Origin of the sequence: Pseudomonas sp. D2002 (assembly GCF_013385735.1) — a bacterium.
Taxonomy (GTDB): Bacteria; Pseudomonadota; Gammaproteobacteria; order Pseudomonadales; family Pseudomonadaceae; genus Aquipseudomonas.
This window is the reverse complement of sequence record NZ_JACAPL010000003.1, coordinates 1-2,692: the sequence shown is the minus strand read 5'-3', so window position 1 is coordinate 2,692 and position 2,692 is coordinate 1. Positions and strand designations below refer to the sequence as shown.

Annotated in this window: 2 protein-coding genes and 1 pseudogene; 2 read left to right on the top strand and 1 reads right to left on the bottom strand. The window is 62.1% G+C overall.

The window, feature by feature from the left end; all coding sequences use genetic code 11:
• Positions 1 to 34: 34 nt before the first annotated feature.
• Positions 35 to 640, bottom strand: coding sequence for a TetR/AcrR family transcriptional regulator (locus HX783_RS03200; RefSeq protein ID WP_159955085.1), 606 nt, complete (start codon positions 638 to 640; stop codon positions 35 to 37).
• A 241-nt stretch (positions 641 to 881) separates the two neighbouring features.
• On the opposite strand from HX783_RS03200, the gene HX783_RS03195 reads away from it, so the two are divergent.
• Together HX783_RS03195 and HX783_RS03190 are read left to right on the top strand one after the other, a co-directional pair.
• Entirely contained in the window at positions 882 to 2,009 is a 1,128-nt protein-coding gene (locus tag HX783_RS03195; RefSeq protein WP_177015956.1) for an efflux RND transporter periplasmic adaptor subunit, read from the top strand.
• Positions 2,010 to 2,088: 79 nt separating this feature from the next.
• Positions 2,089 to 2,692: pseudogene (locus tag HX783_RS03190) on the top strand (efflux RND transporter permease subunit); the annotation flags it as partial.

Sequence of the window (2,692 nt, the reverse complement as noted above, 5' to 3'; positions counted from 1 at the left end):
GCTGGCTTGCCTGCGATGGCCACACCACGGTCCATCAGTCCGGCTCACACCCCTTCAACACCAACCGAATAATCGTCTGCGCCGCCGCTTCATAATCCGCCTCATCCAGCTTGGCTTTCCCGGTTACGGCCGATATCTGCCAATCAAAATCCGCATACGTCTGCGTTGCCGCCCAGATGCTGAACATCAGGTGGTTGGGGTCGATGGCGGCGATCAGGCCGCGGTCCACCCAGCTTTGGATGCAGTCGATGTTGTGCTTGGCCTGGGCGTTGAGTTGCTCGATTTGTTCGGGGCTCAGGTGCGGGGCGCCGTGCATGATTTCGCTGGCGAACACCTTGGAGGCAAATGGCAGGTCGCGGGAGATGCGGATTTTCGAGCGGATGTAATTGCTCAGCACCACCGACGGCTCGCCCTCGGGGTTGAACGGCGTGGAGGCGGCCAGGATCGGCTCGATAATGCTTTCGAGCACCTCGCGGTAGAGGTTGTCCTTGGACTTGAAGTAGTAGTAAACGTTGGGCTTGGGCAGCCCGGCCTTGGCGGCGATGTCGCTGGTTTTGGTCGCGGCGAAGCCCTTGTCGGCAAACTCCTCGCTGGCCGCCCGCAGGATCTTTTCTTTGTTGCGCTCGCGAATGGTGCTCATAAACCAACAGTTTCCTTGCCAAGACAGGCGGTCGAGCATGGTAGCACCGGCTTGACGCAGCGCTCAATAATACCGGCCCAGCCCTTGCACGCCGGGCGTTTGAGCTGACTTTGTCTGTCTTGATGCTGAACGCATTCACGGTAGTACAGGCACAGGCTGGGCGCGCTGCTAGAGTTCAAAGCAACGACGCGGCTGTTTTGGCCGGCGTTCAGTCCTGTAGTCGGCGTTCGAGTGAGAAACCGTGGAGAAAAGCAGACGACGTACGTTCGCCTGGGTTGTTGGCGCGTTGTTGGTAATAGCGTTGTTGATTGGCCTGGGCCTGCACTTTTTTGGCGGCACCCACAAAGGTCGGCCACCGTCGCCCGGCGAGCCGGTTGCCGTGGTGCCGGTGGTTTTGCAGGATGTGCCGGTGTACATCGACGCTCTCGGCACCGTGACGCCCACCCGCAGCGTGACGGTGGTGACTCAGGTCAATGGCATCCTCAGCAGCGTGGAATTCAAGGAAGGCCAGCACGTCAGCAAAGGCCAGGTCATCGCCCGTATCGATGACCGCGCGCTCAAGGCGCAACTGGCCGTCGCCAAGGGCACCCTGGCCCATGATCAAGCCGTATTGAGCAACGCCCAGCGTGACCTCGCGCGTTACCGCGACCTGGTCAAGGCCGGTTCCACCAGCCAGCAAACCCTCGACACCCAGGCCTCGCTGGTGCAGCAACAACAGGGCACCGTCGCCGCCGACCAAGGCAATGTGCAAAACCTCGAAGTGCAACTGAGCTATTGCACCATCACCTCGCCGGTGGATGGCGTGGTGGGTCTGCGCCTGGTCGACCCCGGCAACTACGTGACCACCGCCAGCACCACCGGTATCGTGGTGATCACCCAGATGAACCCGGCCACCGTGGTGTTCGCCGTGCCCGAAGATGACCTGGGGGCAATCAACCAGGCCATGTCCCATGGCAGCGTCACGGTGTTGGCCTACGACCGCAACAAGAAATCCCTGCTTGCCACCGGCGCGCTGCTGGCGTTGGACAACGAGGTAGACACCAGCACCGGCACGGTCAAGGTCAAGGCGCAGTTCGATGATTCGGGCAATGCGCTGTTTCCCAACCAGTTCGTCAATGCGCGGCTCAAGGCCGACACCTTGAGCCAGATCGCCGTGGTGCCGACCCGCGCGATCCAGCACGGCAGCAAAGGCGACTTCGTGTTTGTGGTCAACGGCAACAAGGCCAGCCTGCGCACCATCAAGACCGGACCGTCCACCGGAGATGTCTCGGCGGTGCTCGACAATGGTGTTAAAGCGGGTGAGCAGGTGATCACCGAAGGCGCCGACAAACTGGACGATGGCTCGCCGGTGAAGGTCGTCGCCCAGTGAGGAGCTGCCGAGCATGAATATTTCGCGGCCCTTTATCGAACGCCCGGTGGCCACCACGCTGATGATGGTCGCGGTGCTATTGCTCGGCCTGTTGGGTTACCACTTGCTGTCGGTGTCGGCGCTGCCGGAGGTGGATTACCCGACCATCCNNGTACCCCGGCGCCAGCCCGGATGTGGTCAGTTCTTCGATCACCGCGCCGCTGGAACGCCAGCTCGGTGAGATGCCCGGCCTCAAGTCGATGAACTCCACCAGCTCCGACGGCGCCTCGGTGGTGACCCTGCAATTCGACTTGTCGCTGTCGTTGGACGTGGCCGAACAGGAAGTGCAGGCCGCGATCAACGCGGCGGGTACGTTCTTGCCGGCCAACCTGCCGTACCCGCCGGTGTACAGCAAGGTCAACCCGGCGGATGCGCCGGTGCTGACCTTGTCGCTGACCTCCGACGTGCTGCCGCTGACCAAGGTCGAAGACCTCGCCGACACGCGTCTGGCGCAGAAAATCTCGCAGATTACCGGCGTCGGCCTGGTCACCATCAGCGGCGGCCAGCGCCCAGCGGTGCGGGTCGAGGCCAACACCTCGGCGCTGAACAGCCTCGGTCTGTCTTTGGATGACTTGCGCACCTCGCTGGGCACCGCCAACGTCAATCAGGCCAAAGGCAATATCGACGGCAAGTTCCAGGCCTAT

Coding starts and splice junctions, on each gene's coding strand:
- HX783_RS03200 (WP_159955085.1), bottom strand. CDS start 640: ATGAGCACCATTCGCGAGCGCAACAAAGAAAAGATCCTGCGGGCGGCC.